Raw genomic sequence first — 22,455 nt, 5'->3', positions numbered from 1 at the left:
GTGTGACTTCAACACCGCTTCAACTTGCCGCCATCGTATCAGCTGGGGTCCCCGGGCTCTACCCCGTAGCCGCCCTGCCCTCAGCCGACGACACCCTCGACTTCGACTCAGCCATCATCATTGACTCAGCCGACAAGCGCTGGCGCGTCCGTGCCCCCAAGCACCCCGAAGCGAGCGTGCGCCTCGAAGCGGAACACGTCATCCTCCAGTCCTTTACACCGGGGCTCCGAGCCCGCCTGCCCTTCCTCGTACCCACCATCGTGGGTACCGTTCCCCTCGACGGGCGGCAGGCCTTCATCTACACCCACAACCCCGGGTCCCACTACGATATCGACGATTTAGCGGACCTCTCCCACCGAACCCGCGAGGGCCAGCCCAATATTGCGGACGACATTGCCCGCTACATCGCTACCATTCACGTTTTCCCCACCACCATCGTTGAGGACGCCGACCTACCGGTTTACACCGGCCAGCAGGTCCGCGAGCGCCGCCTGGCCGAGCTTGACCTAGCTGTCGCTACCGGCAAGGTACCCTCTGGGCTGCTCACCCGCTGGGAAGAGCAGCTCAACGATTCAGTGATGTGGGACTTCCGCCCCCGCGTCATTCATGGGGACCTCAACGAAGACAACCTGGTGCTTGATCAGAAGAAAATCGTTGAGATCACCGGCTGGTCAGAGGTCTGCGTCGGTGATCCCGCTGCTGACTTCGCCTGGCTGTACGCCTGCGAAGACCCCCTCTTCAGGGAGAGGGTCTTTGCGGCCTACCGTGAAGAGATGCCCCAGGAGCCCGACCGTAACCTCGAAGCTCGAGCTAACCTCTACGCGGAGTTCGGTCTGGCCCAGTGGCTGATTCGCGGGGTCGAGCTAGAAGACCGGGTCATGATTTCTGAGGCTGTTTCTATGCTCGACCACCTCGAAGCTGAGCTGCGGGCCGTTGGAGCCCTAGCCGGCTAACTGAGCGGCCCGTTCCAGGGCCTTCTCCAGCTCTGCCCGGGTGGAGAAGTTGGTCACTTCGATACTTTTGCCGGTTGAAGCGTAGAAGAAATGGGCTTCTACGTTTTCTTCGGGTACCCCCTGTAGACGGGCAAAGCCCAGGCGGTAGAGGGAGAGCTGCACCGACCGTTCTTTGAGCTCCTTCTTGGTGCGCGGCGGCTGCCCCGTCTTCCAGTCCACCAGCTGCCAGACGGTCGAGCCGTCGCCGTCCGTCCGGGTAAAGATAGCGTCGATACGGCCGCGTACCGTTACTCCGGCAAGCGGTGTTTCCAGCGGGTATTCCAGGGCCCAGGGTTCACGGCTTGCCCAGTCGCTGGCGAGGAAGTTCTCTCGCAGGGCCGGAATATTGAGCTCTTCTTCGGTGCTGTCGTCATCGAAATCTTCGTCCATATCGAGCATGCCGCTGGTGCCGAAGTGGTCTTCAACCCAGCTGTGGAAGATGGTTCCCTGGCGGGCCGCGATGCCCGGCTTTTGGGGCATGGGGCGTCGCATGTTGTCGATGACGGCCTGCGGGTCTTTAACCAGGTTGACGAGCAGGGAGGCTGACAGATGGCCGGGTAGCTCGAAGGAGCTGTTTTCCGCGGGTGCGGCTAGCAGGCTCAGGAGCAGGTCGGTTTCTTCCTGCCAGTCTTCGATAGCGTCTCGTGCCTCTTGGCTCTGCTCCGGTGTGGGGTCGGGGAGGGCAGCGAGAGCTTCAGCCAGCGCATCTGCCTCAAGCCCTCCGCGCAGCACGTTCTGGGCCGCACGCTCGACTACCTGGCGGGGGCTGAGCCCTGTTAGGTTGCCCTGTTTGCTCTCGTTTGGGCCAGGTGCAGGGCCTGCTGCTTCGAGTTCCTGAAGGGAGGTCCAGGTCATCTGGTGGGGCCCATCGAAGGGGTCGAAGGGCCAGAGGGCGGTGGTAATCGTGGCTGACTGGGGGTTGACGACGCCTACCTGGTCAGGGTCAAGCTCGCTCAGAATTTCAGCTAACTCAACCCGGGCATCGAGTAACTCGGCGACGAAATCAGACATGAGGCGGGGCTTAGCCGTGGTTCCTTTCCAGGCCGAGGTAGTCAGAACGAGCAGGGATCGGGCACGGGTATACCCCACGTAGGCCAGACGGCGCTCTTCCAGGGTACGGTGTTCTACCGCCTGCTCCGAGAGCTGGGCCATGAAATCACCGAGATCCTGCAAGTGATCAAAGTCTGACCGCCAGCTGGGTAGGTAGGCGGCGTCCCCGCGCAGGGGCCAGGGCAGGGTGTCCGACTGCTTGGTCCAGCGCTCGTCCTTAGCATCGGGGAAGTCCCCGGCAGCCATGCCCGGAATATATACCTGGTCCCACTCCAGCCCCTTTGAAGCGTGCACGGTAAGAATCTGCACCGCGTCGTGGCGGGGGGCCTCTGCTGCCATTTCGAGCCCGGCTTCCTGCTGGGCTGCCGCATCGAGCCAGGCTAAGAAGCCGCTAATCCCCGATGCCGAGGCGCCGGTGGCGCTGAGGGCAAAACGGACGCCGTCCTCCTCCTCTTCCAGGGGCTGGCCGTTAGCAGCGGCCAGGAGCAGGGCGTTCACGCGGGGGGCTGTGGACTCGTAGGTAGCGGCCACGTCGTAGAAGGCGTCAAGGTGCCTGCGAGCCGATGTTGCGTATGCCCCCGGGCGGGCAGCTAGCTCGGTATCGAGCAGGAGGGTGCGCTCGATTTCGCTGATGAGGGTGGTGAGGTCATCGGAGGTGAACTGGCGCAGGTAGGTCAATTCTCTCGATACAGCCTGAAGTCGTTTCAAGCCTTCGGCGCTGATGGGCCGGCCGCTGCGGGCTGAGACCCAGCCCTCCTGCGGCAGGTTTTCGAGTGCCTCAATCAGGGAGGCTCCATCGGTGACGTCGGGGGCGGCAGCCTGGAGCAGGCGCCGGTAGTCTTCAGCGGACGCCGGCACCTGCTCACCAGCGTCCTTCAGGTCTCTCGCGCTGGTGGCGCCGCGTTCAGCGGCTTCGCTCAGGCCCTCAACCTCGTCGAGGATTTCCTGTTCGGTGCGCAGGGCAGCGGCCTGGGCTGTAATGCCAAACCTGATTTCAAGTTCTCGCTGGCGTTTGAGGGCTTCTGCCCATTCGCCAAAGGCTAGCAGGTCAGATAAGCCGAGCCGCCAGCGGGCGCCCGCCAGTATGCGCATGAGCGCATCTGAACGGCCGGGGTCGCTCAGCACTCGGAGCACCGACACCAGATCTACGATTTCGGGGGTATCGAGTAGACCGCCCAGGCCTACTACCTGGTAGGGGACGCCCAACTCGTCGAAGGCTTCTTGCAGGGGTTCCATCATGGCTCGCTTTTTGCAGAGGACGGCCATGGTCGGCATGTCGGAGAGCGGGCGGCCAGCAAAGCTAGAGCGTTGCTCAGCAATCATCTGGCCAAGGGCACGGGCTTCTTGCAGGTCGGTAAGGTACTCCCCTACCAGCACCCGCCCCGCAGTGGGGTTGGGGCGCGCGACCAGGGGCGGCACCTCGATGGTGTGGGTTCGTTGAACCCAGTCGGGGCTTACGCTCAGGGGCTCAGCTACCCGGTTAGCAGCCGCCAAGATAGAAGTGTCGTTTCGCCAGGCCACAGTGAGGTAGCTGGCGGTACGGTCTTCTGCCGGGAAGTAGTCGTAGAAGCTAAAGAGCTGGCCGTCAGAAGCTCCGCGGAAGCCGTAGATAGACTGCTTGGGGTCGCCCACCGCCATCACGGGGTGGGCAGGGGCATCTGCTTTTGCCCCAAACAGATCGGAGAAGAGCTGCATCTGGGCATGGGAGGTATCTTGGAATTCGTCCAGCAGCACCACCCTAAAGCGTTCCCGTTCTGTCTGCGCAGCCTGGGGTACGGTCTTCGCGATATGGGCAGCCTTGGCGATGAGGTCGCCGTAGTCCATCACCTGCATCTGTTCTTTGATGGATGAATAGCGTTTGACCAGCTCAGCGTAAAAAATGCGCAACTGTAGCCCCTGTACCAGGGCCCGCTGTTCGGTGGTAGCTCCCTTGACCGTGGGCTTGCCCAGGGGCTCTACCTGTTTCAGAGTTTCTGTGCACCAGTCGATCACGGCATCGGGGCTTACCAGGTGTTCAGCGCACTCGGACGAGAGTTTGATGATGGCTTCCACCATGGTTGATTTAGCGACGTCTTTTTCAGGCAGCTTACCCTCATAGTGCTCCACAATTTGGGCAACCAGCTGCCAGGTTTGAGCGCCACCCAGCATTTGGGCGTCGTCTTCTACGCCGATGCGTAGCCCGTACTGCTGCACCAGCGTATTAGCGTAGGAGTGGTAGGTGGAGATGGTGGGGTCGCTCGTAACTCCGTCCGCGCCCTGATCAGGGTTTTCTCGCACGAGCCCCTGGCGGCGGAGCTCTTCAAGGCGGGAGCGCATACGCTCCCGCAGTTCACCGGCGGCCTTGCGGGTGAAGGTGACCCCCAGTACCTGGTCGGCGCGCACAAGCCCGTTTGCAACCAGCCACACCACTCGGTCCACCATGGTGGCGGTCTTACCTGACCCTGCTCCCGCTACGACCAAGCGGGGTACTAGCGGGGAGCTGATAATGGCAGACTGCTCCGCTGTGGGCAGGGGGCGGCCCAGGGCTTTTGCAATATCTTCGGGGCTGCGAAAGGTTTCTGCTGGCTTCTGTTCAGTCATGATTCTGCCTTACTGGGCGGGGCGGACGGTGATAGCGCGGCCCCGTGAGCAGATGGGGCAAATATCGGGGAGGGCACAGCCGATGCCAAAGGGGCCACCTGCGGTATGCCGAGCCTGCAGGTGCTCCCCTGCAATCAGTTCGGCAGCCCGGTTGATAAGTTCAACAGCCCAGGTACTTTCAGCGGTCAGCGGGGCCTGCTCCTGCTCGGAGTAGCTCTTCGTGGTCCCACCAATTTGTAGAAGCAGGGCACCGCCAGAAAGCTCGTGGAGCCCGTCGAGTACCGGCACCTGGTTCGGTTGCGGCTTCGCTGGCTGCTCACCCTCTTTCTGGGCTAGGGCATCGTGCTGTAGAGCCTGCTGCATCAGCGCCCCTGCACCGGCTTCAAGAGCAACCTGGTAGGCAGCGAGCTGCGGGTGCTGTTCAAGATCTGCCTTACTGGGTTTACTCTTACCGGTCTTTAGATCGATGATAATGAAGCGCCCTACCTGGTCTACCTCGATGCGGTCTACACGCCCCGACAGCAGGGCGTCCTTGGCGGGGCCGGGCACCAACACACTAAAGGAACCCTCGACACCCACCAGGGAGCGTCCTTTACCCTTGAGGTCTCGCACGTAGTCAGCAAACTTCTGGAGCATGCCCTCAGCCCGCTCCACCATCTTCTGGCTCTCCCAGGTGTCAGGAAGCCCTAGCTGGGGTAGGCGGCGGTGGAGCTCGTCGCGCAGGTCGGTTCCGTTCCCATCGGGCATATCTTCGCAAATGGCGTGGATGAGAGTGCCCAGCGATCGCGAGGCGTCGGTAGCAGCTTCAGCACGGGAGGCAGCTACAAACCAGTCCAGGGGCGAGCGGTGAATCTTTTCAATCTGAGACGGCGATACCGGAATCGGCCCGTCCCCTTCAAAGGCCGGAGCCAGTGAGGACAGGGGCAACAACCCCCACCAGGAACGGGGGTGGGCACCGGGTAGGTTCAGCCCGGAGGTCTGCTCAGGGTCAGCGAGTCGGCCCAGCAGGCGGGCAGCGGCATCGGCTTTCGCCGGTGAAATATGCTGGGCTTCTGACCACTGGCGCAGTTCGGCAACCAGCGAGCGCAGGGTCATGGGGCGGCGGACCTCGGTGAGGGGACGCTCGCCACCGGGGGCCGGGGCAAAGATATCGATCAGCTCGCTGGGGGCCTGATCGGCAGAAGATACAGCGGTGCAGACTACCCGGGAGCGGGCTCGTGAGGTTGCTGTGGCGAACATACGGAACTCGTCGAAACGGTTGGAGCGTAGGCGTTCAAGGAGCGAATAGCCGGGAGCTACTCCCCCACCGTTATTGCGCCCGTTTGTATCCAGGCGCCCGGTAGCTGCGTCCACAAGGTCGAGGGTTCCCAGTAGGGAGCCGCGGACGGTGGTGTTCGGCCAGGTGCCATCTTGCAAGCCGGCGATGTAGACGGTGTCCCATTCGCGCCCTGCGGCGAGAGCGGGGGTCATGATTTCTACGGCGTCGCGGTGGTTGGTGCGCTCTGCCAGGGTATCCATGGGTAGGTCTTGGGCATCGATGTAGGCCAAGAACTGTTCGGCGGTGGCTCCCGGCATCTGGTCGGTGTAGCGTTCGGCTGCCTCAAACAGGCCTATCATGGCGTCGATGTCTCGCCCGGCTCGGTCGGCTCCTGCACCGCCTGAGAGGGACTGGGCTTTCCAGAGGGGGGCGAGTTCTGAGGCCTCCCAGAGTGCCCAGAGCACGGTTTCGGCGGTAGCGCCGGGCTGGTCGAGGGCTTTATCGCCTGCGGTGAGTACCCGGCCCAGGCGGCGGGCAGCAGCGCTGCTTTCGCCGGTGGGCAGTAGTTGGGGGTTGACTAGGGCTTCAACTAGGAGGGCATCGCTGTCGCGGGTGCCCCCGGCGCGCAGTTCTTCTGCGCGGAGACGCTGGCGTAAACGACGCACGTCCATGGTCGAGGCCCCACCCAGACGGGAGGTCAGCAGGGAAACCGCGGTATCAGCGCCCAGGCCCCAGGTGTTTGCTTGCTGGGTAGCTGATAGCTCTGTCTCTGCGTCGTGAGGGCTCGTGGCCCGCTCTGTAGCCCGTAGGCGCCGGGTGTGCAGGATTAGCCCCAGGGCATCAAGGAAGGGGCGGGCGGCAGGTTCATCGCGCACGGGGGTGATAGAAGCTGCTGTTTGTACGGGAACACCCAGGTTAATGAGGGCTCGTTTGAGCCGGGTGACGTCTGAGCCGTTTCGCACGATAATAGCGCTACGCTGGTAGGCCCTGCCACGATAGAGGTGGTCTTCAAGAATCATTTGGGCTAGCAGCTGGTTTTCCTGCTGGGGGGTTTCTACAACCAGCCCCAGCACCTCGGGGTCTGGTTCTGCTGCTTTTGCGGGGTTTAGCAGGGCACCGTCGTCCCCGACCGGCAGGAGGGCTTCTTCGCTGGGCTCCTGCGGAGCGGGGGTAAGGACGCGCCGGTGGGCTGCCCGGGGCACAACGGGTAGGCGGGAGGCCAGTTCTGCCCAGCGCTCGGCGATAACTGGTGCCATGCGCCAGCTCGTGGTGAGCTCTTCTGTAACGAGAGAGGGGAAGATATCGGGGAGGTCGGCTGCCAGCTGGGGGCTGGCTCCGCGGAAGCCCTGCACGACCGTATCGGTGCAGCAGGTCATGACCGCTGCCGGACCTGAGACAAGAAGGCCGTCTAGGTCTGCGGGTTCGCCATCTGCCCCAGCGGCCAGTGAGTTGCTAGCTGTGGCACGCAGGTACTCTGCTGACCTGCCGGTTAGAACAGCCAGCAGCCGGTAGATAGAGGGAGTGAGTTCTTGCACGTCGTCAATGAGCACCAGGTCAAAGCGGGCGCGTTCTGCACTCAGCACATCGGGGTGGGCTAGCAGGGTCTTGGTGGCCTCGTGGATAAGGGCTGCGGGGTCGAAAGCATGCGGGGCGCGGAGGGCGCGCACCTGGCGGTATTCGGTGTAGAGCTTAGCCAGGGCCCGCCACTCGGGGCGGTCGAAGCGCTGCGCTAGGTCTGCAACTGCTGAGGCTGTGAGATCGTATTCGGCCATGCGGTCAAAGAAGTCTCGCACCTCGTGGCGGAAACCGCGGGTTTCAAGGGCTTCACGGAGGTCATCGGGCCAGATAATGCTAGAGCCTTCACCGCTGCGGTGGCCGTCGAGGAGTTCTTTAATCAGGACGTCCTGCTCAGGGCCTGAGAGGAGCTTGGGGGTGAAGTCCAGGTGAGGTAGATACCCCTCGATATGGGCCCGTCGCAGCAGGTCAAAGGCGTAAGCCTGCCAGGCTCGCACCGGGGCGGTTGAGACTGTTGCGGTGATGCGGGCTGAAAGCGCTTCTCGGAACCTGGTTGCGCTGACGCGTGAGGGGGTGAGCACCAGCAGGCGGGCAGGGTCTTTGCCCTGCTCAATGAATTCGGTAGCTGCCTCTAACAGGGCCTGGGTTTTACCGCTGCCGGGCGCGCCCAGAAGCAAGGTAGCGCCCTGAGTCTCTAACTGCTCGTGTGTCACCGTGCACTCCCCATCTTTTGTCGTGGCCGAGGTTCTCACTGTATTCCAAGTTCATCATAGGTGGCTGACATTTTAAGAGCCTGGGCGCCACCTGCCCCAAATATTTTTGTGGCGCTACTTCTGTCGCTACTATCGAAGGTATGACTTCATGGACCGAGCTTCCCCGCGCCACTTTCGATCTTGAGACAACAGGTATCGACCCTAAGACTGCCCGCATCGTCACGGCTTCTTTGGTCTTGGTTTCTCCGGATGGCGAGGTGTTGCGCGCCGGGGAATGGCTGGCTGACCCCGGGGTTGAGATTCCTGAGCAGGCGTCCGCTATTCACGGCATTACCACCGAGTATGCCCGTGAGCACGGCAAGCCTGCCCAGCAGGTGGCCTACGAGGTGGCTATGGCTCTGGGCGGCCTCTTTGCCGACGGTGTTCCCGTCATCGCCTTTAACGCTGCCTACGATTTCTCGGTGCTGCATTTTGAGCTGGCCCGCTACGGGTACCCGCCGCTGACTTGCTACCCCGTGCTTGACCCCCTGGTCATCAATAAGCACGTGCACAAGTTCAAGAAGGGCAAGCGCACCCTGGAAGTGCTGGCCAGCGAATACAGCGTGGAGCTAGAAAACGCCCACACCTCGAAGGACGACGCCCTGGCAGCTGAGCGCCTACTGACGGCTATGAGCTTTGAATACGAAGAGATCGAACAGCCTGCTACAGCCCTGCACGAGCAGCAGATTACCTGGGCAGCTGAGCAGGCAGCCGAGCTGCAGGACTACTTCAACCGCATTGGCAAGCAGGCGGACGTCAGCGGCGCCTGGCCGGTGCGCACCGACTAAGGTTCAGGTAGCGTGAACGCTCCGTCAGAACGCCGGTAGGCAGGTAGGTGCCTTGAGCACCGTCACCTGCCCACCGGCGTCCTTTTCTACCCTCCCTCTACTAGATTTAAAGGAGCAGATACACCACAACCGCAAGGATGACCGTGAACGAGCCCGCGCCCACCAACAGCATCTACCTCGGCTCCACCCGCAACCAGCACAAAGAACTGGTAGCCCAATCAGCGGTCGTCCTCAAGCTAGGCCTACTCCTCATGAAATCTGGAGCCAGCGCCTACCGCGTCAAAACCTCCATGTCCCGCCTGGCCAAAGCCGTAGGACTTGAAGAACATCACGCCCAGGTCCACTTCACCGAACTCTCCACCACCGCCTACTCTGGCGGCAACTTCCGCACCGAGATTGCAGAAACCCGCGTCAAGGGAATCTCCGCCTACAAAATCGACCTGCTCAGCGACTTCGTCTCATCCCTGCCCGAACGCATCGACCCAGCTCTAGCCGACGCAACACTCACCCGCATTGAGAAAGAAAAGCCTCTCTACGCCCCCTGGCTCCTAGCTCTCGCTGCAGCCCTAGCCTGTGCAGCCTTCGCCTTCCTCAACCGGGGCGGGGTCATTGAATGCTCAGTCGTTCTCATCGCGGCCTTCGCCGGCCAGCTCCTACGCTCCACACTAGCCCACCGGGGTCTCAACCATATGGCGGTCTGGATGCTCTGCGGCCTGCTCTCAGCCGGTATCTATGTGGGGGTCATGTCGGCGCTTATCGCCCCCGGTCTCATCGCGGATAACCACCTGGTGGGCTTTATATCCTCAATTCTCTACCTGGTACCGGGCTTCCCCCTGGTCACCGGCATGCTAGAAATAGCCCGCATGGACTTCTCCTCCGGCATCTCCCGCCTCACCTATGTTGCCCTGCTCCTGGGTAGTGCGTCCTTTTCGGTCTGGCTCATCTCCCTGGTCTTTAGCCTGCCCCTAGAGCAGGCCCCAGCCCCGCACCTGGGGTTCTGGCTGCTCCTGATTCTCCAGATGCTGGCTTCCTTCACCGCCGCCTTCGGCTTCGCCATGCTTTTCTCAGCGACTCCCCTCTCCTGCACCTGGGCAGGGGCAATCGCCGCAATCGTAAACCCGGGTCGTATCTGGCTGGTAGAGGCCGGGTGGGCGCCCCACCTCGCCATCGCCCTGGCCGTATTTACCGCCGGGGTACTCTCAGAAATCGTCGCTCCCCTCCACGCCCGCCGGGTTTCCCGCATCTCCCTGGCGGTGCCGGCTACCGTCACCATGGTTCCCGGTGTCATGTTTTACATGTCCATGGCCCACTTCTCTAACGGCGATGTCAATGAGGCCCTAGCCAGCTTCGTGCAGGTCCTGCTCATCTTCGCTGCTCTAGGAATGGGTCTGGCCCTGTCCCGCCTGCTCATGGACAAGAACTGGCTCTACGACCGCGACACCCAGAACCTGGCCACCCTGCCGCAGGGGCACATGAGATAAGGAAACTTACACGCAGAAGTAGGTGAAGAAGGCTCGCAGCGAAGCTGCTGGCTCGGCGGCTGGCGTGAATCGCTTGTGAGCGAAGCGAACCAGCGAGAGGGTCGGCAGCGAGCGCGAGCCTTCTTCACCTCACTATCTAACGTTCCGAACTGATTTAATTTGGTCCTCTCTAGGCTGTCGCCTCCGCCGCTGCTCGGGCGGCGTCGGGCAGGGCCGCGATGATGCGGTCCATGGCGGCGTCATCGTGGGCTGCTGACAGGAACCAAGCTTCGAAGGCGCTGGGGGGCAGGTAGATGCCGGAGTTCAGCATGGAGTGGAAGAAGGCATTGTAGCGGTAGGTTTCTGATGCCTTGATGTCTTCGTAGTTGTGCACGCCCGTATCAGCGGTACCAAAGGCAACGGAGAAGAGGTTGCCTGCGGTCTGGATGGAGTGGTTGACCCCGGCAGCGTTGAAGGCTTCGACCAGGGCGGCCTGCAGCTGGGCTGAGCGGGCGTCAATGGTTTCGTAGACGGTGGCGTCAGCGGCCTTGAGGGTAGCCAGACCGGCGGCCATGGCGATGGGGTTACCGGAGAGGGTACCTGCCTGGTAGACAGGGCCCAGCGGAGCCAGGTATTCCATGACTTCGCGCTTACCACCCAGGGCAGCCATGGGCATACCGCCGCCGATTACCTTGCCGAAGGTGAAGATGTCGGGGGCCCAGTTACCTTCTGCGGGTGCGGAGTAGCCCCAGTAGCCTGCGGATGAGACGCGGAAGCCGGTCAGCACCTCGTCAAAAATCATGAGGGCACCCTGTTCGCGGGTGATCTCGCGCAGGAAGGCGTTGAAGCCCTCAGCAGGGGTCACAACGCCCATGTTGCAGGGGGCTGCTTCGGTGATGATGGCGGCAATTTCGCCGGGGTTGGCGGCAAAAGCTGCGCGGACGGCGTCCTCATCGTTGTAGGGAAGGACGATAGTTTCGGCGGCGGTAGCAGCGGTGACGCCTGCCGAGCCGGGCAGGGCCAGGGTTGCGACGCCGGAGCCAGCTTCTGAGAGCAGAGCATCGACGTGGCCGTGGTAGCAACCGGCGAACTTAATGATCTTGTCGCGGCCGGTGTAGCCGCGGGCCAGGCGGATGGCGGTCATGGTTGCTTCGGTGCCGGTGGAGACCATGCGGATCTGGTCGATGGTTCCGGGGGCTACGGCGTTGATGCGGTCAACTACGAGTTCAGCCAGTTCGGTTTCGGCGGCGGTTGAGGCGCCGAAGGAGAGGCCGTGTTCAACCGCTGCGTGCACGGCTTCGATGACGCCGGTGTGCTTGTGGCCGAGCAGGGCCGGGCCCCAGGAGCAGACCAGGTCGACGTAGTTGTGGCCGTCCGCGTCGGTCAGGTAGGGGCCGGAGGCTTCCACCATGAAGGCGGGGGTGCCGCCAACGGAGTTGAAGGCGCGCACAGGTGAGTTGACACCGCCGGGAATGACGCGGGTGGAGCGGGCAAAGAGGTCTTCTGAGACGGTCAAGGGGTTTACCTTTCGTTGAGCCAGGTGGCGGCTTCGGTGGCGTAGTAGGTCAGGATGATGGAGGCACCTGCTCGGCGGATGCCCATGAGGGCTTCGAGGGCTACAGCCTTGCGGTCGATCCAGCCGGCGGCGGCAGCAGCTTCAATCATGGCGTATTCGCCGGAGACATGGTAGGCCGCAACAGGGACGGGCGAGAAGTCGGCGACTTCGCGCACGATGTCCAGGTAGGCGGTGGCGGGCTTGACCATGACCATATCGGCGCCCTGCTCGATATCGAGCTGGACTTCGTAGAGGGATTCCCGGCGGTTGACGGGGTCCTGCTGGTAGGTTTTGCGGTCGCCGGTGAAGGTGGAGCCCACCGCATCGCGGAAGGGGCCGAAGAAGGCCGAAGCGTATTTGGCGGAGTAGGCCAAGATAGAAACGTCGGTGAAGCCGGCTTCGTCGAGGGCGGTGCGCATGGCGGCGATTTGGCCGTCCATCATGCCGGAGGGGCTGACGGTGTGGGCACCGGCGCGCGCCTGGGAAACCGCCATCTTGCAGTAGGACTCCACGGCGGCGTCATTATCAACGACGGTGTTACCGAAGGCATCTTCGATCAGGGGGCCGCAGTGGCCGTGGTCGGTGAATTCGTCGAGGCAGGTATCTGCCATGACGACCACCGAGTCGCCGAAGTGCTGGCGCACAGCGCGGATAGCCCGGTTGAGAATACCGTCTTCGGCCCAGGCTGCTGAACCGGCTGCGTCCTTATCTTCATCGCGGGGCACGCCGAAGAGGTCAATGCAGCGCACGCCGGCGTCCACGGCTTTTTGTACCTCGTCGATAACGGTCTCCAGGGTGTGCTGATACTGGCCGGGCATGGATTCGATGGCAACGGGCTCCTCAATTCCGTCGCGCACGAAGAGCACCTGCACCAGGTTAGCCGGGGTTAGGGCGGTTTCGGCGGTCAGGGCCCGCATGGGGCCGGTGGTGCGCAGGCGGCGGGGACGCACCGGGAGGGCTGAGGGTTCAAACATGGTCTTCCTTGACAGGTAGGTGTCTTTTTAGCTTAGAGGGCGAGGGCGGCTGCTGCCAGGTCTGCGGCGGCGGGGCTTGCCGCCACGGTGATGGTGGCAGGACGCTGCTGCTCGGGTAGGTTGCGGGCTGCGGCTTCGGTGCTGGCCCCGATGGCAACGGTGGGGGGCAGGGTGCTGCCGGCGGCGTCCGCTAGGGTCTGCAACAGCAGGGGCGAGGTTGCAATCAGGACGTCGGTGGTAGCGAGCGCGGTGACAGCCTCGCCCAGGGTGAGCGCGGAACCTGACGGAGCGTCAAGGTCAGCGGGGTTCTGCTCGGTCAGGGGGTTCTCTGCTGGGTAGGGCAGCATATCGTAGACCGGTAGGGTGGCTACGGTGTAGCCGTAGTCGGTGAGCCCTTCTTCAAGGGTCGGGGAAGCTGTGGTTCCCTGGACGGCCAAGATGGTTTCGTCCATGGGGTTGTCCCATTCTTCGTCGATCAGCCATTCGTCGACCATTCCGGCTGCTGACTGGGTTTCGGGCACGAAGTCGACCAGCAGGCCCCGCTCAACCAGGGCTGCCTCGGTAGCCCGACCGACGGCTGCAACCTGGGCAGCGCCTAACAGCTCGACCAGGCTTTGGCCTAGCCCCTGTGCCAGGGCGTCTAGGCCCAGTACCCCGTTGACCGAGGTGAAAGTGACCCAAGAGAATTCCCCGCGGATCAGGGCGAAGGCGACTTCTTCCCAGTCTTCTGGTTCGGTGCCTACGGGGTCAAGAATGGGGGCGTAGAGCAGCTGCGCTTCGGCGTCCTGTTCCAGAAGAACGCTGGTCAGCGCGGCAGCCTTAGCCGGGGTGCGGGTAATGAGATAGGTAGTCATAGCTCTAGGCACCGCCTTCAAGACCGGCGAGGGCTGCAGCGCCCATGCCCAGCAGGTCATCGGCAGCCTGGGTGCCAAGAAAAGCGGCAGCTTCTACCGACAGGGTCTCTGTCTGCACGGTGTGCCGCAGCAGCTCGGTGCCGTCGGTATTAGCCACAGCGATGTTAAGGACGAGCTGGCCAGCGTCCACCAGGGCGTAAGCCCCAATGGGGGCGGCACAGCCCGCTTCAAGACGGCGGAGCAGGGCACGCTCAGCGGTCACAGCCAGCTGGGTTTCGGTATGGTTGACAGCGGCTACAGCCTGCCCCAGCTCTGTTTGCTCGCCGGCATCGTCGGTACGAATTTCGATAGCGAGAGCTCCCTGGCCGGGAGCGGGCACAACCCTGTCAACCCCCAGGTACTCGGTGATGGTCTCAGCGAGGCCCAGGCGGTGCAGACCGGCAGCAGCCAGCACAACCGCATCGCAGTCACCGGTGATAGCGCCAAGCTTCTTCTCACCGTGCAGGCCGTGGGCACCCACTCCGTAGTGCTCATTACCAGCCACACGGGCCAGGCGGGTACCCACATTACCGCGGATATCAACAATGGTGAGGTCAGGACGGATAGCCAACAGCTGGGCGGCCCGCCGCGGCGACCCCGTACCCACCCGGGCACCAGCAGGCAGGGTATCGAGGGTCAGACCGTCCCGGGCACACAGGGCGTCGCGGGGGTCCTCCCGCTCCGGGGTGGCAGCGACGGTCAGCCCCGGGCAGGGCGCACTGGGCAGATCTTTCAGGGAATGGACGGCCACATCCACTCCCCCATCGAGCAGACGGGAGCGCAGGGTCGCGGCAAAAACACCGGTACCACCCAGCTGAGACAGGGGGCCGGTGAGCACGTCCCCCTCAGTTTTGACGGTGACGGTCTCTAGCTCAATGCCGGTCGCCTCCCGCATACGCTGAACAGCCCAGCCAGTCTGGGTGGTCGCAAGAGCCGACCCGCGCGTACCTACGGTAAATGTTCGAGCTGCCAATGAGCGTCCTTTCGTGCAATCTTTATCTGAAATCTTTAAGCCACCGTGTTGTAGAGGGGGCGCGGGGACGCGCTTGGAGCCGACTGGCTGGGGCTGGCATGAATTGAGCGAGCGCCCCAGCGCGAGCTCAAGAAGGTTAGTCGGCAAAAGCGCGTCCCCGCGCCCCCGAGCTAGAAGCAAGATGGAAACGGCGCACGCTTACGCACCGCACCAACTTGCCCCTGCCGCCTACCAGTCCAGCCTACTAGCCCTTGTAATCAGCAATCACCGGCTTCTCGGAGCCGGGGCGCTGGGACTTGCAGCAGTCGGGGTTGCAGGCGTCGAACCAGCCGTTTCCGCCGCAGACGGAGACGCGGGCTGCCTGTACGCCGTCGGCGTTCTGGGCGGGGGCGGTGGAGGCGACGCGTTCAGCAATCAGCTGGCGCAGGCCTTCAACGTAGGCGGGGTGGGTGCCGGGGGTGGGGGTGCGGGTTGCTGCGAAGCCGAGGCGCTTGCAGGTGTCGAGGGCTTCGGTGTCGAGGTCCCATTTGACTTCCATGTGGTCTGAGACGAAGCCGAGGGGCACGAGCACGATGCCGTCGACCTTACCGTCGAGGGCTTCGAGGGCGTCGTTGACGTCGGGTTCGAGCCAGGGCATGGAGGGCGGGCCGGAACGGGACTGGTAGACCAGTTCCCAGTCGACTTCATCGAGGAGGGCGGGGTCAACGGCCTGGACGCCGGCGAGGACGGCGCGGGCAGCTTCCAGGTGCTTTTCGACGTAGGCGGAGCCGCCTTCGTAGTCGACGCCACGGGGGCCTGCCTCGTTGGCTGCGCTGGTGGGTACGGAGTGGGTGCAGAACATGATACGGATTTTTCCGTTACCCGCGGCAGCCTGCTGGGCGGCAGCGAGCTGGGCGCGGACGTCCGCGAGCCCCTCAACCAGGCCGTCGATGAAGGGCTGGATGAAGCCGGGGGTGTCCCAGAACTGGCGGACCTTGTCGATCTGCAGTTTGCCGTCTAGGCCCAGCTTTTCGAGGGCGATTCCGTAGTCTTCGCGGTACTGGCGGCAGGAGGAGTAGCCGGGGTAGGCGCTGGTAGCCAGCACAAGAATCTTGCGTTTGCCCTCGTCATAGGCCTTCTGGACCACGTCGTTGACGTAGGGCTCCCAGTTGCGGTTAGCCCAGGTGATCTCGATGTCCGGGCCCTTTTCGGCCATAGCCTCGCGTAAGGCGGCCAGCAGGGCGCGGTTCTGCTCGTTGATGGGTGAGACGCCGCCGTTGGCCCGGTAGTGGGTGGCGACTTCTTCCAGGCGTTCGTCGGGGATGCCGCGGCCGGCGGTGACGTTGCGCAGGAAGGGGATGACGTCGTCCTGTCCCTCGGGGCCGCCGAAGGAGGACAGAATCACCAGGTCATAGTCCTGCGGGGCGGACGCGCGGGGGCGGGTGAGAGTACGCTCGCTGGTGTAGGTGCCGATAGTGCTCTCATCGAGCACGGCCGGGCCGTTGGAGGCGGTGTTGGCCGGGTCGGTCTGGTTGGGGATGATGTCGTTAGGGAGCTGGACAGTCATTATGCGATCACCTGGGCAACCTCGGCGGCCTCAATGCGGCGGCCGGTGTAGAAGGGAACTTCTTCGCGTACGAAGTGGCGGGCTTCGGTGTTGCGGAAGGAGCGCATGATGTCAACGAGGAGTACCAGTTCGGGGGCTTCGAGGGCGATGAGCCATTCGTAGTCGTTCAGGCCAAAGGTGGCGATGGTGTTGGGCAGCACCTCGGGGAAGTCAATGCCCTTCATGCCGTGGTTTTTCATGACCTCGCGGCGCTTTTCGGGGTTGATGGTGTACCAGTCGTAGGAGCGCACGAAGGGGTAGACGCAGACCCAGCGTTCGGGGGCGATGCCCTTGGCGAAGGTGGGGGTGTGACCGGCTGAGAATTCGGCGTCGCGGTGTACGCCCATGGTTGACCAGACAATCTTGGTGCCCGAGAAAGCTGCGGTGCGGCGGAAGCTGCGGATTGCTGCCTGCAGGTCTTCGGGCACAGCGCCGTGCACCCAGACCATCACATCAGCGTCGTTGCGCATGGCTGAGACGTCGTAGAAGCCGCGGGTAATCACGCCCTTGGCTTCGAGCTCAGCAACCAGGGCTTCGAGTTCGGCGGTTGCCTCAGCGCCGGTAGTGGCGGGGTCGGCTGCACCTTCGCGGGCAAAAACGGTGTAGAGGGCGTAGTGGAACTGGCTGTCGCCTTCGGCTACTTCGCCGGGGCGCTGGCCCTGAATTTTACCTGCCGCGTCTTTGGCGGTGGGCATGGGCGGACGGCCGCCGTGGCCGCTACCGCCGTGGCTGTAAGCGCCGTGGCCAGCTGAGCCGTGGCCTGCTCTGCCGTATGAGCTGGCGCTGTGGGGGTGTTCTGCAGGGTTACCGTGGTGTGACATGGTCTTACCTTTCGATGTGGGACGTTGAGAGCGAGTAGCCGCTACCTAGTCGGTAGCTGATGTGTCGGTGTTTTTCTGGATGAAGCGCCCCAGATGTTCCTGGGTGTCTGCGGTGACAGCGGCCAGACCGGTTCCGGCAATCCAGGCTCCAACGGCGGTGGCACCTGGCAGGTCGGCGAGGGCGGTGCGGAAGGCAGTGACGCGGTCCTTGTGCCCCGGGGTGGTGGAGGGCAGGGCGCTGCGCCAGCGCACGACGTCCGCGGCCACCAGGTGGCTCTTGGTGATGGGAACACCCAGGAGGTGGGCGGCGTCGTGGAGGCCAAGGGTGACCAGCTGGTCATCGTGCAGGGCTAACTCTGAGAGGGGCGAGGTGTCGTGCTCCTTGCCGCGCCCGTAGGACAGCCGCACCACGTGCCGCCCCTGCCCTGCCCGCTCCGCTACCCAGGCCCACTTGGCGGTGGCGTGGGTGAGAGCTTTGGCGCGGACACCTGTAGCGGCCTCGCTGACCAGTAGCCCGGTGCCGCGCGGGGCGGCATCCAGGTCGGGCTGGTCAAGAACCAGGGAGACCAGGGCAACTTCGGGGCCGGGGGCAACAGCGGGCAGGGCGGAGGCCGGCAGGTGGGGGCCGAGCAGCCGGATAGAGGTCTGGGCGTCGGTGGCAACGACCAGTAACTCACCGCGGATCATGGCTGACTTTTCGCCATATTCGGGCTGACGCTGGATAGCCGTCCAGCTACCGGTCACGGGGTCGCGGTCCACGGCGATAGTGTCGAAGCCGCTCACAATACGCACGCGCTGGCGCAACAGATCATCGACCAGGGCTTCGGAGAGCTGGTTCATGCCCCCTTCGATACCGGCAACCTGGGAGCCTGCCGGTGAAGCAGCTCGAAGGCGGGCGCTAGCGGCGGTGAGAGAGCCGAGCTCTCGCAGGCCGGTCAGCAGGCCCGGGGCGATGGTGGCGATTTCGAGCTGGTCGGGGTGAACCGAGTGCACGCCGGAGACCACCGGGGCTACCAGCTGGTCGAGCACTTGCTGCCCCAGGCGCACCCGCACCAGCTCGCCCAGGGTCTTAGCGGTAGATCCAGCAGATCGAGGGAGCATGGCATCAAGTTTGGCCCGCCGGTAGCCTGCCCGGCCCAGAATTTTCTTGAGATTCGGGTCTTCGAGGCTACCGGGTATACCCAGCACGCCGGTGGACGGCGAGGGGTAGGGTCCGGTGGGCAGATAAAGCCAGGAGCCCAGAGGTTCGGGATTAACGATGCGGTCGGCAAGGCCCAGGTCCGTGAGCAGATCCCGCACCGCGGTGGTGCGGGTTGCAAAAGACTCAGCACCGGAATCCAGCACCAGACCGGCGAGCTGGTGGGCACCAACGGCCCCGCCCAGGTGGCTTTCGCGCTCCACCAGGGTCACTTTTTTCCCGGCCCGGGCTAGTTCACGGGCTGCAAGCAGGCCCGAGATGCCACCGCCGATGACCAGGGCGGTGTTGTGCAGGTGCTGGTGCTGTGCCATGGGGTTCTTTTTCCTAGCCTTTGCGAGTTGAGGTGTGGATGTAGTCGACCAGGCGGGTCAGGACGGTGGGGTCGGTGGTCGGGGGCACCCCGTGCCCCAGGTTGACCACGTGGGCCGGGGCGCAGCGTCCTTCTTCAAGAACCGCATCGGTGTGGGCGGCGAGGGCTTCCCAGCCCGAGGCGAGCAGAGCCGGGTCAATGTTGCCCTGTAGCACGATGCCGCCGCCCAAACGGCGCTGGGCTTCGGAGAGGGGCAGACGGTAGTCAACACCGATGACGTCGGCGCCGGCTTCAAGCATGGCGGGCAGCAGCTCGGCGGTGCCGGTACCAAAGTGGATGCGGGGCACCCCGTAGTGTTCAACTGCTGCGAGGGTGGCTGCGGAGTGGGGCATGACGAAGCGACGGTAGTCGGCCTCGCCCAGGGACCCCGCCCAGGAGTCGAAGAGCTGCACCGCTGAGGCACCCGCCTCAATCTGGGCAGCCAGGAACTGGGCTGAGGTGCGGGCGGCCCAGGCACCCAGGGCTTCCCAGGCTTCGGGGTCGGCGTGCATCATGGTGCGCGGACGCAGGTGGTCACGGGAGGGCCCGCCCTCTACCATGTAGGCGGCCACGGTGAAGGGGGCACCGGCAAAGCCGATGAGCGGGGTGGAGCCCAGCTTTTCAACGGTTAGGGCAACAGCTTCTCGAATGGGGTCGAGGGCTGAGTCTTCAAGTTCGGGCAGGTTCTTAATATCGTCGAGGGTGCGGACGGGGGCATCGAGCACGGGGCCTCGCCCGGGAACGATATCGACACCCACACCGGCTAGCTTCATGGGGATGACGATATCCGAGAAGAAGATACCGGCATCGACCTTGTGACGGCGCACCGGCTGAACCGTAATTTCTGCGGCCAGCTCAGGGGTAAGGCAGGAATCCAGCATGGGAATTCCCTCGCGGACTTCGCGGTACTCGGGCAGGGAGCGTCCTGCCTGGCGCATAAACCAGACCGGGGCATGCTCAGCTTCGCGCCCGGTCAGGGTACGAATCATGGCTGACTCGCCAGTACCGGCGGTCTTCAAGGGGTGGGTAGCGGGCAGGTGGGCAAGCTGCTCGTCGGTGAGCAGGGGGCGCTGACGCAGCGCTGATGACACGGTCTGACTCATATACACCATTCTGCCAAGTTTAAAGCACAACTTTAGAGACAACCTGTCACCAGACCCCCAACAGGGAACTGTTTATAATAGAGTCGTCGTGACTATTTTCAGCCTTGTAGCATCGCATCGCTCCGTCGACCTCACCACCGTGGCTTATCTCAGCGAAGGCGTTGAGAAAATCCACCGGGATCTTGAACGCACCGGCATTCGTGGTGAGGTGATTTTGTCTACCTGCAACCGCTTAGAGCTCTACGCCGAGATTCCCAGCAAGCCGGGGGCAACCGACCAGAACATCGCCAACGATGTTGCTACCGCCTCAGAGCACATTTTTGACCTGATCTCCAAGCGGTCCGGGCTTTCCTATGACCTGGTAGAAAACAGCTTTGATGTGCTGGTGAATGCCGATGCAGCCCACCACCTCTTCACTGTGGCATCAGGCCTGGAGTCGGCCGTTGTGGGTGAACGCGAAATCACCGGCCAGGTGCGCCGCGCCCTGTCTCTCTCCCAGGAGCAAGGACGGGCCACCGGCAACCTGGTGCGCCTCTTTGAACACGGTGCCCAAACCGCCCGCCGGGTCGGTCAGCAAACCATGCTGGGCTCCCGGGGCCGCTCCATCGTGTCGGTTGCCCTAGATATGGCCGACGACATCGCCGACAAAACCTGGGAGGACCGCCGGGTTCTGGTCTTTGGTACCGGCGCCTACGCCGGGGCCACCGTAGCTGCCCTGCACTCTCGGGGGACGACCGATATCTGGATATACTCCCGCTCAGATCGTGCAGCCACTTTTGCCGACAAACGCGGGGTACAGGCAGTGCCCCACGGGGAACTGCACGAGCAGATGGCAGCGGCCGATATCATCATCGGTTGCTCGGGTGGCGCCTCCCCCATGCTCCCCATCGAAATCCCCGCCGGCAAGCGCGTCATCCTTGATTTAGCGCTCTCCCGCGACTTCGCCCCCGAGGTGGCAGACCTACCCGAGGTAGAACTCATTACCCTCGAATCTGTGCGCCTGGCCGCCCCCGAAGAGACCGTAGAATCTGTACACACTGCCCGCACAATTGTGGACGAAGCCGCCGCAGAATTCTCCATCAAAGAGAAAGCGCGCAGCGTCGACGCTGCTATTGTTGCTCTCAGACAACACACCATGAGTGTGCTCGACGCCGAGCTCGCTAAGGTGCACAACCAGTACGGGTGCACCGCAGCAACTGAACAGCTTGAACTCGCAATGCGCCGCATGGTCAAGTCCCTCCTGCACACCCCGACCGTCCGCGCCCGAGACATGGCACGCGAAGGCCGGGTAGACGACTATGTAGCGGCCCTCGAAGTCCTCTACGGAATCGAAGTGCAAGAAACCCCCGAAGAGGCCGAGCCCCAAACCGACGCCTCCTAGCAGGCAGGCACCCCACCAGCCGCGACCCCGTCCGCCCACCATCCCAAAGGTTCGGCAGCAACGATGTCTACCACCATATTTTCAGCTGACTCCGACCCCGGCGACCCCATCGACCCGTCCGGGGCCTCCCGTCTGCCCAAAGACCTGCGCCGCCAGCAGCTCATCGGCAACGCCGTGCGTGTTTTTGCTTCCCAGGGCTACCACGCCACCACCATGGACCACATCGCCACCGCCTCTAATGTGACCAAGCCCGTGCTCTACCAGCACTTCACCGGCAAACGCGACCTCTACCTGGCCGTACTCGATGAACAAATCAACAACCTCATGACCCAGCTGGTGCAGCCTCTCTACACCACCAAGGTCAACCGCGAACGTGTGCAGGGCGTCATTGGCGCCTTCTTCAGCTTTGCCCGCAACAATGTGGCAGGCTACCGCGTCATTTTTGAATCCGACATTCAGAACGACTACGCGGTGCAAGAACGCACCGAGACCATGCACATCACCATCGCCAAGCGAATCGCCGAGGTACTAGCGCCCAATGCGGGCATGCCCTTTGAAGATGCCCTGATGACGGCCCGCATGCTCACCGGCATGGTGCAGGCAGCTGCCCACATGGTCATCGGCACCGACGCCTCACCCCAGCAGCTTGCAATGGCTGAGCGTGCGGTCTTCCGGCTGGCCTGGGGCGGTATCTCCATCATCGATGAAGATTGGGAGTAGCGCCCCCGCCGTTGCAGCCTTTTTCTCCCCTGTCAGCTCAGACCGAAACCCCGCACCTTTCCTGCCCCTACTCACGTAAACTGGTGGGCAGAGACCCCCTGCAGTCAGGTAGGGAACCATCGAAAGGAAACCTCATGGAAATCAAGATTGGCGTTATCAACGTGCCCAGCCAGGTCGTCATCGACACCGACGAAACCGCCTCAGACGTCCGCGCCAAGGTCGCTGCGGCTCTTGAGCAGGGCGGCATCCTGGAACTGACCGATTCTAAGGGTTCCACCACCCTGGTTCCGGCCGCTAACATCGGCTATGTCGAGCTGGGCGCTGAAACCAAGCACCGCATCGGCTTCGGTATCGGCCAGTAACACCGGGCTTACTCAACCAGAGGGCCCCGGGAGTTTGACGCAAAACTCCCGGGGCCCCTCTTACATTTACGGCACTTGGCGGTAGAATAAAGAAGTTATTTGGTTGCCCGGTCGTACCATCCGTATAGACTCACCTGCCTTTAGCT

The 22,455-nt window shown here is 63.2% G+C and carries 16 protein-coding genes; 6 read left to right on the top strand and 10 right to left on the bottom strand.

All coding sequences use genetic code 11. The features are described from left to right. The first annotated feature begins 2 nt into the window (after positions 1-2). Entirely contained in the window at positions 3-953 is a 951-nt protein-coding gene (locus tag ACRCJM_RS01110; RefSeq protein WP_431463467.1) for a phosphotransferase, read from the top strand. Here ACRCJM_RS01110 and ACRCJM_RS01105 read toward each other — a convergent pair. Further along, the gene (locus ACRCJM_RS01105) at positions 942-4,622 is read right to left on the bottom strand and encodes a UvrD-helicase domain-containing protein (protein ID WP_431463466.1); all 3,681 of its coding nucleotides are present in this window, start codon (positions 4,620-4,622) and stop codon (positions 942-944) included. The two genes, ACRCJM_RS01110 and ACRCJM_RS01105, sit on opposite strands and share 12 nt — an antisense overlap. A gap of 9 nt (positions 4,623-4,631) precedes the next feature. Beyond that, the gene (locus ACRCJM_RS01100; protein ID WP_431463465.1) at positions 4,632-8,108 is read right to left on the bottom strand and encodes an ATP-dependent helicase; all 3,477 of its coding nucleotides are present in this window, start codon (positions 8,106-8,108) and stop codon (positions 4,632-4,634) included. Positions 8,109-8,248: 140 nt separating this feature from the next. Here ACRCJM_RS01100 and ACRCJM_RS01095 point away from each other — a divergent pair, with 140 nt between their 5' ends. Both ACRCJM_RS01095 and ACRCJM_RS01090 read left to right on the top strand, forming a co-directional pair. Further along, positions 8,249-8,935 carry a 3'-5' exonuclease gene (locus ACRCJM_RS01095; RefSeq protein WP_185174396.1) on the top strand — a complete coding sequence of 229 codons (687 nt, stop codon included), beginning with the start codon at positions 8,249-8,251 and terminating at the stop codon, positions 8,933-8,935. A gap of 143 nt (positions 8,936-9,078) precedes the next feature. Continuing rightward, positions 9,079-10,416, top strand: a complete 1,338-nt coding sequence (locus ACRCJM_RS01090; RefSeq protein WP_431463464.1) for a threonine/serine ThrE exporter family protein — start codon at positions 9,079-9,081, stop codon at positions 10,414-10,416. 169 nt (positions 10,417-10,585) lie between these two features. Here ACRCJM_RS01090 and hemL read toward each other — a convergent pair whose 3' ends face one another. The 8 genes from hemL to hemE form a co-directional block, all read right to left on the bottom strand. Further along, positions 10,586-11,911 carry a glutamate-1-semialdehyde 2,1-aminomutase gene (gene hemL, locus ACRCJM_RS01085; protein ID WP_431463463.1) on the bottom strand — a complete coding sequence of 442 codons (1,326 nt, stop codon included), beginning with the start codon at positions 11,909-11,911 and terminating at the stop codon, positions 10,586-10,588. 5 nt (positions 11,912-11,916) lie between these two features. Continuing rightward, entirely contained in the window at positions 11,917-12,924 is a 1,008-nt protein-coding gene (hemB, locus tag ACRCJM_RS01080) for a porphobilinogen synthase (protein ID WP_431463462.1), read from the bottom strand. A 32-nt stretch (positions 12,925-12,956) separates the two neighbouring features. Further along, positions 12,957-13,778 (bottom strand): uroporphyrinogen-III synthase, encoded by an 822-nt coding sequence (locus ACRCJM_RS01075; RefSeq protein ID WP_431463461.1) that lies wholly within the window; start codon positions 13,776-13,778, stop codon positions 12,957-12,959. Positions 13,779-13,782: 4 nt separating this feature from the next. Then, on the bottom strand, positions 13,783-14,790 hold the full coding sequence (gene hemC / locus ACRCJM_RS01070; protein ID WP_431463460.1) for a hydroxymethylbilane synthase: 1,008 nt from the start codon (positions 14,788-14,790) through the stop codon (positions 13,783-13,785). Between the two features lie 244 nt (positions 14,791-15,034). Next, entirely contained in the window at positions 15,035-16,336 is a 1,302-nt protein-coding gene (locus tag ACRCJM_RS01065) for a ferrochelatase (RefSeq protein WP_431463459.1), read from the bottom strand. Continuing rightward, positions 16,336-17,196 carry a hydrogen peroxide-dependent heme synthase gene (gene hemQ, locus ACRCJM_RS01060; RefSeq protein ID WP_431463458.1) on the bottom strand — a complete coding sequence of 287 codons (861 nt, stop codon included), beginning with the start codon at positions 17,194-17,196 and terminating at the stop codon, positions 16,336-16,338. The genes ACRCJM_RS01065 and hemQ overlap by 1 nt, the downstream gene beginning before the upstream one ends. 45 nt (positions 17,197-17,241) lie before the next feature. Next, positions 17,242-18,705, bottom strand: a complete 1,464-nt coding sequence (gene hemG, locus ACRCJM_RS01055) for a protoporphyrinogen oxidase (protein ID WP_431463457.1) — start codon at positions 18,703-18,705, stop codon at positions 17,242-17,244. 13 nt (positions 18,706-18,718) lie between these two features. Next, entirely contained in the window at positions 18,719-19,846 is a 1,128-nt protein-coding gene (gene hemE, locus ACRCJM_RS01050; RefSeq protein ID WP_431463456.1) for a uroporphyrinogen decarboxylase, read from the bottom strand. Between the two features lie 88 nt (positions 19,847-19,934). Here hemE and ACRCJM_RS01045 point away from each other — a divergent pair, with 88 nt between their 5' ends. The 3 genes from ACRCJM_RS01045 to ACRCJM_RS01035 all read left to right on the top strand — a co-directional run bounded on the left by ACRCJM_RS01045 (position 19,935) and on the right by ACRCJM_RS01035 (position 22,309). Continuing rightward, positions 19,935-21,227 carry a glutamyl-tRNA reductase gene (locus ACRCJM_RS01045; protein WP_431463455.1) on the top strand — a complete coding sequence of 431 codons (1,293 nt, stop codon included), beginning with the start codon at positions 19,935-19,937 and terminating at the stop codon, positions 21,225-21,227. 63 nt (positions 21,228-21,290) lie between these two features. Then, positions 21,291-21,947, top strand: a complete 657-nt coding sequence (locus ACRCJM_RS01040) for a TetR/AcrR family transcriptional regulator (RefSeq protein WP_431463454.1) — start codon at positions 21,291-21,293, stop codon at positions 21,945-21,947. Positions 21,948-22,081: 134 nt separating this feature from the next. Further along, positions 22,082-22,309, top strand: coding sequence for a DUF3107 domain-containing protein (locus ACRCJM_RS01035; RefSeq protein WP_237185793.1), 228 nt, complete (start codon positions 22,082-22,084; stop codon positions 22,307-22,309). Positions 22,310-22,455 lie beyond the last annotated feature (146 nt).

Source organism: Rothia sp. L_38 (assembly GCF_050689125.1).
Taxonomy (GTDB): domain Bacteria; phylum Actinomycetota; class Actinomycetes; order Actinomycetales; family Micrococcaceae; genus Rothia.
The sequence above is the reverse complement of the archived record's forward strand: the minus strand, read 5'-3'. Positions and strand labels throughout refer to the sequence as shown.

Coding starts and splice junctions, on each gene's coding strand:
- ACRCJM_RS01065 (WP_431463459.1), bottom strand. CDS start 16,336: ATGACTGTCCAGCTCCCTAACGACATCATCCCCAACCAGACCGACCCG.
- ACRCJM_RS01035 (WP_237185793.1), top strand. CDS start 22,082: ATGGAAATCAAGATTGGCGTTATCAACGTGCCCAGCCAGGTCGTCATC.
- ACRCJM_RS01075 (WP_431463461.1), bottom strand. CDS start 13,778: ATGACTACCTATCTCATTACCCGCACCCCGGCTAAGGCTGCCGCGCTG.
- hemQ (WP_431463458.1), bottom strand. CDS start 17,196: ATGTCACACCACGGTAACCCTGCAGAACACCCCCACAGCGCCAGCTCA.
- hemE (WP_431463456.1), bottom strand. CDS start 19,846: ATGAGTCAGACCGTGTCATCAGCGCTGCGTCAGCGCCCCCTGCTCACC.
- hemG (WP_431463457.1), bottom strand. CDS start 18,705: ATGGCACAGCACCAGCACCTGCACAACACCGCCCTGGTCATCGGCGGT.
- ACRCJM_RS01040 (WP_431463454.1), top strand. CDS start 21,291: ATGTCTACCACCATATTTTCAGCTGACTCCGACCCCGGCGACCCCATC.
- ACRCJM_RS01105 (WP_431463466.1), bottom strand. CDS start 4,622: ATGACTGAACAGAAGCCAGCAGAAACCTTTCGCAGCCCCGAAGATATT.
- hemB (WP_431463462.1), bottom strand. CDS start 12,924: ATGTTTGAACCCTCAGCCCTCCCGGTGCGTCCCCGCCGCCTGCGCACC.
- ACRCJM_RS01095 (WP_185174396.1), top strand. CDS start 8,249: ATGACTTCATGGACCGAGCTTCCCCGCGCCACTTTCGATCTTGAGACA.